This is a genomic window from Comamonas sp., assembly GCF_036643215.1.
Classification (GTDB): Bacteria; Pseudomonadota; Gammaproteobacteria; order Burkholderiales; family Burkholderiaceae_C; genus Comamonas.
The window spans coordinates 105,533-113,023 of sequence record NZ_JAVXSJ010000014.1 but is presented as its reverse complement, the minus strand read 5'-3'; the positions used below and the strand labels follow the sequence as shown (position 1 = coordinate 113,023).

Here is a 7,491-nt window from a genome sequence, read left to right as displayed (position 1 = left end):
GATTGAGATGGAAAAACCGGGGTCTAGTGGGTCACTTCTGGGTGGAAATCAACACCCAGTGCAATGGGTAGTCCAACTTTGGACATTGACTGCTGCAGGCGGCAGCCAAGCTAGAGAACTGCCCTGTTGCGATTGAATGCATCCCATTTCTTGGTCGTATTAAGTACAGGGTTCCGGCTGGCACACCTTGCTTCAGCGTCGCAGATCATTCGGGAGGCGACGATAACGAGAACAGTCTGCATAAGCTCGTTCGTACCAGTGTCTCAAGCTCTTTGGCTGCAGAGCTTTGAGGTGAGTGGCGGCGCTTCACAATGCCCAACGGACGTTGAATTCCGGGGGCGGACAAAGGGATTTTTGTGAGGTCGCCAGTTTTTAGTAGTGAAATTGCGGTCTCTGGTAGAGCACTGATGCCCAACCCTTCTCTGACCAAAGCTCCGATTGTGGCGATGTGGTCAACTTCAAAGGCTGGGGTGAAGTGAACTCCTTTAGCGAGCAAATCAGCATCAATATATTGGCGAACACTTGCTGATCCAGACATTGAGATATGTGGATAGTCCAGAGTGCTTTCTATAGAGATTGGCTCTGTGTGATCGCCAAGAGGGTGTCCTTCAGGGCAGATGAGTAGGAATTGATCCTCGGTCAGTTGCTCATAAGCCAGATCCTCTTGCTTTGGGTCAGCAGCGGTTAGGGCAAAGTCGACCTTGCCATCGCGCACAAGATCAAATGCTGGCCCTGACAAGGTATCGATCAGGGAAAGTCGGATTTTGGGGTGAAGTTGTGCAAACTCGGCAAATACCTTTGGAACCAAGGATGCTGCTAATGAAGGCAGGGCTGCTACGGTGACAGATCCAGTCTTTAGCTGCACGGTATCCGATACGGATTGCAAAGCGCGCTGCATATCGCGTAAGAGTTCTTGCGCGTGAGCCACAAAAACATGTCCTACATCAGTCAGTTCGACAGCGCGGGTCGTACGCTCAAATAATCGTGCCCCGATTTGCGTCTCTACACGCGCAATCAGGGCAGACAGGGCAGACTGAGATAAGTGAACGAGAAGAGCGGCCTGGCCAAAGCTTTTAGTTTGACTTAGGGCCACGACCGCCTTCAGGTCTTTAGTCGATAGGTTGGCTTCCACCACGTGAGTATAGGCAGCAGAGCTATGAGTTTTCATACCTCCGCTTGCTGTTGATCACTCTGCCTTGATGTTGGCGTCTTTGATCAATTTGGCCCACTTGGCGTACTCGGCATTAATGATCTTTGCTGTTTCATCTGGGCTGCTGTAGGTTGCAATGGCGCCTTGTGCAAGCATGGAGTCTTTGACATCTTGCTTTGACAGAATCACTTTCAGTGCCGCGTTTATTTTTTGGATAACTGCGCTCGGTGTTCCTGCTGGAGCGGAAAGTGCAAACATGGAGCTCACCTGCATTTCAGGCATTCCCGCTTCCAAGACAGTTGGAACATCAGGAACTGAAGGTACACGCTCTTTGGTTGTTGTAGCCAGCGCGCGCAACTTACCTGCTTTGATCTGGCTTTGTGCAGCAGGAACGGTGTCGATCATTGCATTGACTTGGCCGCCCAACAGGTCAGATAGGGCTGGTCCGCTGCCTTTGTACGGAACGTGAACAACATCAACTTGAGCCTGACGCTTGAACATCTCAATAGCAAGATGTTGAGGTGAGCCATTGCCTGCGGATGCCAATGTGACACTGCCAGGGCTGGCCTTGGCAAGAGATACCAGTTCCTTGACAGACTTGGCTTGGATGTTGGGGTTGACCACGAACACCAGGGGGACGGTACCAACCACAGAGATGTGAGAAAAGCTTTTGTGAATGTCGAAAGGTGTCACTGCGGGTGTCAGGGCCGCATTGATAGTGTGACTTGTAAAGGCTCCCATTAGCAAGGTATAGCCATCAGCAGGGGACTTCGCAACTTGACCTGCTCCAAGACTACCTCCTGCACCAGCGCGGTTATCGACTACGAATTGCTGGCCTAACGCGTCAGAAAGTTGTTTGGCCAGTACACGGCCAATCACATCAGTTGCGCCACCGGGGGCGTAAGGCACTACAAGCCTCACAGGCTTGTTGGGGTAGTCGGCTTGTGCCAGCGCGGCGCCTGTCGCGCCCAAAGTCAGCAGAACTGCGGTAGCGAGAGTGGAAAGTATGTGACGACGTGAACTTTGGTGATTGAAATCATTGGTGGTCATTAGGTCTCCTTTAGGGTTTTCAGGTATGCGCTTTCTTGGTTGAGCGCTCGATTTTTTCTTTAATCAATAATATTATTAATAATCAGCGCATCAACAATGGTTAACCCTCTCATGACGAACAAGCCAAACCAACAGCCCGCGATTCATCCCGAAGCCGCTTCGAGCGGGATTTCCAAGGGACTCACCAACTACGGTGATCGCGGGTTCTCTCTTTTCTTGCGTAAAGCCTTCATCAAGGGTGCTGGCTATACAGACAAGGCTCTGGATCGACCAGTGATTGGCATTTCGAACACTGGGAGCTCTTACAACCCTTGTCACGGGAACATGCCGCAACTGATCGAAGCGGTGAAGCGAGGCATCCTGATGGCTGGTGGGTTGCCGATGGACTTCCCGACTATTTCTTTGCATGAGAGCTTTTCGCAGCCAACCAGCATGTATTTGCGCAATCTCATGTCCATGGATACGGAAGAGATGCTGCGAGCTCAGCCCATGGATGCGGTTGTGCTGATTGGCGGATGTGACAAGACGGTGCCCGCCCAACTTATGGGGGCTGCGTCGGCTGGCTTGCCTGCAGTCCAGCTGGTTACAGGCTCGATGCTCACTGGCTCTCATCGCAGCGAGCGGGTTGGTGCTTGTACTGATTGCCGTCGCTATTGGGGCAAGTTCCGCGCTGAAGAAATTGATGCTGAAGAGATTTCCGATGTGAATAATCAGCTGGTAGCAAGCGTCGGGACATGTTCTGTCGCCGGAACGGCAAGCACCATGGCCTGTATTGCCGAAGCTTTGGGGATTGGCGTTCCTGGTAGCGCAACGCCGCCTGCAGTAACGGCTGACCGGATTCGAATTGCAGAGCGCTCGGGTGAAGTGGCGGTGCAAATGGCCCGTACGGGTTTGACTATCGACAAGATTCTCACTCCTGCCGCTTTTGAAAATGCGATGCGTGTTCTCTTGGCTATGGGAGGCTCTACCAACGCCATTGTTCACCTGGCTGCTATTGCAGGACGACTGGGCTATGAACTCGATTTGAAGGCTCTGGATGTGATGAGCCGCAATACACCTGTGCTGCTGGATCTCAAGCCTTCGGGAGATCACTATATGGAAGACTTCCATGCAGCTGGTGGCATGCCTACATTGCTGCGAGAGCTTAAGCCTCTGCTGCACTTGGATGCGCTGACTGTGACGGGTAGAACCCTGGGTGAGGAACTGGAAGCTGCTGGCCCAGGCTTCAAGCAGCATATCGTCAAGACATTGGATGCGCCTTTGTATCCACAGGGTGGAATTGCGGTACTGCACGGCAACCTCGCCCCAGGTGGAGCCATCATCAAGCAGTCCGCAGCTAACCCTGAGCTGATGGAGCACGAAGGCCGAGCGGTCGTTTTTGAGAATGCCGAGGATTTGGCCGCTCGCATTGACTCGCCGGATCTTGATGTTCGGGCCGAAGACGTGCTGGTTCTCAAAAATATTGGCCCTAAGGCCGCGGCGATGCCGGAGGCGGGTTACCTCCCTATTCCCAAGAAACTCGCAGCTCAAGGCGTTAAAGATATGGTGCGTGTTTCCGATGGCCGTATGAGCGGCACCGCGTTTGGCACCATCGTTTTGCACGTGACTCCCGAAGCCGCGATAGGCGGTCCACTGGCCTGGGTTCAAACAGGTGACAGAATTCGCCTCTCTGTACGTGAACGCAGTATTGAATGGCTTGTCAGTGATGAAGAACTGGCGATGCGTCAGAATGCCAAGCCTGTTCAGGTTCCGACGGCTGAGCGTGGCTACGCTCATTTGTTCAAGAAAACGGTTTTGCAGGCTGATCGAGGCGCAGACTTTGATTTCTTGACAGCTACGGAACGCAAAGGTTCGATCCCAAGGAGTTAAGACCATATGCCGACGGGCGTTCATGCCAATGAACGCCGTCCTTCTGAGGACGGCGCATCTGCTATTGCCGCGACATTGGAGGAAGACATTGTTCTGGGGCTTTTGGCGCCCAGAGTGCGTCTTGTCGAAGATGATTTGATGGAAAGATTTGGAGCCAAGCGTCATGTGGTGAGAGACGCTTTGGCTCAGCTGGAAAGCGTGGGGCTGCTTGAACGCAAGCGCAACGTTGGCTCCATGGTGAAAGCCTTTGGCAAAGATGAAGTGATTCATCTTTATGAGATGCGTGAGCTCCTTGAAGCTGAAGCAATGCGCAAAATCACGCTGCCTTTGTCCAGTGAGGCGTTGAAACAGTTGAAAGGTATCCAGGCTGGGCATGACACAGCGATCCAGAAGCAGGATCCGCGTGGCATCTTTAGGACCAACCAAGAGTTTCATCGGCTTTTGTTTGCTCAATGCGGCAATGCTTTTTTGTCGCAATCCATTGAAGACTTTGCACGCAGAACGCATGCAATTCGATTCGGAGCTCTGATGTCGAGAGAGCGTCAGCTGCAATCTCAAAAGGAACACCATGAGCTTCTGGATGTTTTGGCTGAGGGGACAAGAGATCGCCTTATTAGCCTGACAGTGGCTCACCTTGTCCCCCCAAGAGATCACTACTTGAAGGCACAAGAATCACTGTCGATCTGAAGCGTTTTTCAGTTCAAGAAAAGGCTTCGGATATCGCTTGCGGTAGCCAATGGGCGTCCGAGAGCCTCGGCGCCCTTGCGTACCTGCGCGACCAATGCCCCATTGTTGGAAGCTTGTTCTCCGCTCTTCAAGAACAGGTTGTTTTCAAAGCCAACGCGTGCATGACCTCCAAGGCTTGCTGCAGCAATGGCGCAGGCGTTTTCTTGAGGTCCAAAGGCACACATGGCCCAAGGGTAGGCTTCGTCATGTGCTTCAAGGAATGGCAGCAAGTCTGTGGGGGACGAGGTCTGTCCTGCCGAATAGCGTCCCAGGACAAAGAGCAAGAACCACTTGTTTTCAGGGATGACGCCAGATGAGCGTAGGCGCTGCCAAGCTTGAACGTCGGCCACGTCATACAGAATCACCTGGGTCATCACATTGCTGTCTTTGAGCCATGTGAAGAAGGCTTGGATGTCGGACTCAGGAACTTCTGGTTTGAGAATCTCGCGTAGACCTACAGAAATCGCTTCAGGATTCACGTCGCGTGCGACCTGCATTTGCTCGTATGGCTGGTAGACCTGAGCTGCTTCGGTTGTGATCTGAACAACCAATTCCTGTCCAACCGCTTTGCGTACAGCAGCTGTAGCTTCCAAGTAGGCATGGGCATCCAGCAAATGTGTGCCATCTGGTTTGCGCACATGCATATGGATCATGGATGCACCTGAGTCCAAGCATTCTTTGGCTGTTTGCGCCAATTCCGTTGCAGTGAGAGGTACGTTTGAGTGCTGTTCTTTGGTCTTGTATGCCCCGTTGGGTGCAACAGTCACGATCAAAGGCTGATTCATCATGTTCTCCTCTTATTGCTCTATCGCATCGCCTACAGGAGGCAGCTCATTTTTCAGAATCTCAAGACCTGCTAGCAGAGTCGTTTGATATCGCTGCTTCTCTTGTGCAATGCTCTCAGGAGTCCATTTGAAAAAACCTTCTCCGCTTTTCATTCCGAATTTGCCTTCAGCCACTTTTTGCGACAGGCATTGGCTGGGCTCTTTGTTGGCGGCAAGTGACGGATACATCGTCGCCCCGGCAGCACAGTGAACTTCAAGGCCTGCGTGGTCGCGCTGAAGAACGGGGCCTGCCGCGAGAAATCGAAAGCCAAAGCCAAAGCGCACTGCCGCGTCTACGTCTTCGGGTGAAGCAATGCCTGCATCGATCAATGCAAAGGCTTCGCGTGCAAGTGCATGCTGAAGGCGGTTGGCGAGGAAGCCAGGTAGATCCTTTTTGACCAGCACTGGAACCATGCCGCACTGGCGCATGAAAGCGTAAAGATTCTCAGCGCACTCCATGCTGGATGCTTCGCCGCATACAACCTCAACCAGAGGCGTCAGGTGGGCGGGCATGAAAAAGTGCAGTCCCAGCATGCGATCTTGAGTCTGCAGTCCCTCGGCAATCGCAGTGATGGGAAAGCTGGAACTGTTGCTGGCCAGCAGTGCGTCTTTACGAGCTCTTTGTTCGAGTTGTTGAAACAGAGCCTGTTTGATATCCAAACGCTCGGGGATGCACTCAATCGCGACATCTACGGATGCCCAGTCGATGTCATCCAGTGAAGAAGCTACTGACAGCTTTTCAAGGTGCTGGGCCGCATTCAGTTGGCTCAGTCCATTTAATACTAGCTCAGTTACCTTCGCCGCACGATCGGCATTGGACTCGATGACTGTCGTTTTGCAGCCACCGCGGCAAAGAACAACTGCAATGTCTGCTCCCATGGTGCCGCCACCAACAACAACGGCGTGTGAACGAGAAGGGCGGAAGAAGTGCTTCGGTGCACTGAAAGTCGTTTGCTCCAACTGACGTCTCCAAGTTTTATAAGTCTTGAAGGAAGTTTGAAGCTTTCCAATAAATTTGTTAAACAAATTTATTTTGTAAATTGGCCTGTTTTGTTAATAAATTTGACAAGGGAATTCATCTTACTAGCTCGTACGAAAGTGCTTATTTCAGGAAGCGAAGCAGCGCTCCCATAGATATCGAAGGAGGCCGTTCTGAAAGGCTTGCGGCTATTTAGGAAAAGCTGGTCGATTCAGGGATTACACCTGTTTAACAGTCATCTCTGACTGCTAATATTTGCAGTCAATGATGACTGTCAAATCAAAACCAACAACCCGCACTGCACAACGTGATGCAACACGTCAGCGCATCGTTGATGCGGCCGTAGCTTCCTTGATCGAACGCGGCAGCGCCGCAACAACCACAGTTGAAGTGCAGGAGCGCGCTCAGGTCAGTCGAGGCGCTCTCCTTCACCACTTTCCGAGCCACGCGCAGTTGCTTGCTGCCACCATCGAAGCACTGGTCGCACGCAATGAGGATTCTGTTCGTCGTGCACTTGCACTGCAGCCCGCCGAGATGGAGCCAGTGGATAGGGCGACGCGCGCATTGGCGGAGGCATTCACCCAACCTGCCTATCTGGCAGAGCTGGAACTGTGGGCTGTAGCCCGCACCGACGCAAACCTTCGCGAGTCGCTGCGCGATGCGGAGCGACAGGCCAGGCGCGATTTCGAGCGCGTGGTTTCTGAACTCTTTGCCTCTGTTAAGAACCTTCCAGCTTATACAGAAGTCGTTGCCTTGAGCATGGAGCTGCTGCGAGGGATGGCTCTGGCCTGCTTGCTACGTGAAGATAAGCATCGACAGGAAAAGCTGCTGCAAAGCTGGTCCTGGGCCGTACGAATTCTGCTCAAAAACCAACCCGATCCCCCTAAGTAGAC

7 protein-coding genes are annotated in these 7,491 nt (G+C 52.6%); 3 read left to right on the top strand and 4 right to left on the bottom strand.

The window, feature by feature from the left end; genetic code table 11:
- Positions 1 to 205: 205 nt before the first annotated feature.
- Complete coding sequence (locus RSF91_RS11760) at positions 206 to 1,168, bottom strand: LysR family transcriptional regulator (protein WP_332549200.1); 963 nt, start codon at positions 1,166 to 1,168, stop codon at positions 206 to 208.
- A gap of 18 nt (positions 1,169 to 1,186) precedes the next feature.
- Positions 1,187 to 2,200 (bottom strand): Bug family tripartite tricarboxylate transporter substrate binding protein, encoded by a 1,014-nt coding sequence (locus RSF91_RS11755; protein WP_332568592.1) that lies wholly within the window; start codon positions 2,198 to 2,200, stop codon positions 1,187 to 1,189.
- A 111-nt stretch (positions 2,201 to 2,311) separates the two neighbouring features.
- On the opposite strand from RSF91_RS11755, the gene RSF91_RS11750 reads away from it, so the two are divergent.
- Positions 2,312 to 4,069, top strand: coding sequence for an IlvD/Edd family dehydratase (locus RSF91_RS11750; protein ID WP_332568591.1), 1,758 nt, complete (start codon positions 2,312 to 2,314; stop codon positions 4,067 to 4,069).
- Positions 4,070 to 4,075: 6 nt separating this feature from the next.
- Positions 4,076 to 4,756: a GntR family transcriptional regulator gene (locus RSF91_RS11745; protein ID WP_332568590.1), complete on the top strand. Its 681-nt coding sequence runs from the start codon at positions 4,076 to 4,078 to the stop codon at positions 4,754 to 4,756.
- 8 nt (positions 4,757 to 4,764) lie between these two features.
- Here the strand turns inward: RSF91_RS11745 and RSF91_RS11740 are convergent, their stop codons facing one another.
- On the bottom strand, positions 4,765 to 5,580 hold the full coding sequence (locus tag RSF91_RS11740) for a 3-keto-5-aminohexanoate cleavage protein (RefSeq protein ID WP_332568589.1): 816 nt from the start codon (positions 5,578 to 5,580) through the stop codon (positions 4,765 to 4,767).
- 12 nt (positions 5,581 to 5,592) lie between these two features.
- Entirely contained in the window at positions 5,593 to 6,579 is a 987-nt protein-coding gene (locus RSF91_RS11735) for a 3-hydroxyacyl-CoA dehydrogenase family protein (protein ID WP_332568596.1), read from the bottom strand.
- A gap of 283 nt (positions 6,580 to 6,862) precedes the next feature.
- Between RSF91_RS11735 and RSF91_RS11730 the strand changes: the two genes are divergently transcribed.
- Positions 6,863 to 7,489 (top strand): TetR/AcrR family transcriptional regulator, encoded by a 627-nt coding sequence (locus RSF91_RS11730; protein ID WP_332568588.1) that lies wholly within the window; start codon positions 6,863 to 6,865, stop codon positions 7,487 to 7,489.
- Positions 7,490 to 7,491: the final 2 nt, after the last annotated feature.

What these genes read in the sequence shown, in the direction of transcription:
- RSF91_RS11760 (WP_332549200.1), bottom strand. Translation starts at nt 1,168, where the DNA reads ATGAAAACTCATAGCTCTGCTGCCTATACTCACGTGGTGGAAGCCAAC.
- RSF91_RS11755 (WP_332568592.1), bottom strand. Translation starts at nt 2,200, where the DNA reads ATGACCACCAATGATTTCAATCACCAAAGTTCACGTCGTCACATACTT.
- RSF91_RS11750 (WP_332568591.1), top strand. Translation starts at nt 2,312, where the DNA reads ATGACGAACAAGCCAAACCAACAGCCCGCGATTCATCCCGAAGCCGCT.
- RSF91_RS11745 (WP_332568590.1), top strand. Translation starts at nt 4,076, where the DNA reads ATGCCGACGGGCGTTCATGCCAATGAACGCCGTCCTTCTGAGGACGGC.
- RSF91_RS11740 (WP_332568589.1), bottom strand. Translation starts at nt 5,580, where the DNA reads ATGAATCAGCCTTTGATCGTGACTGTTGCACCCAACGGGGCATACAAG.
- RSF91_RS11730 (WP_332568588.1), top strand. Translation starts at nt 6,863, where the DNA reads ATGATGACTGTCAAATCAAAACCAACAACCCGCACTGCACAACGTGAT.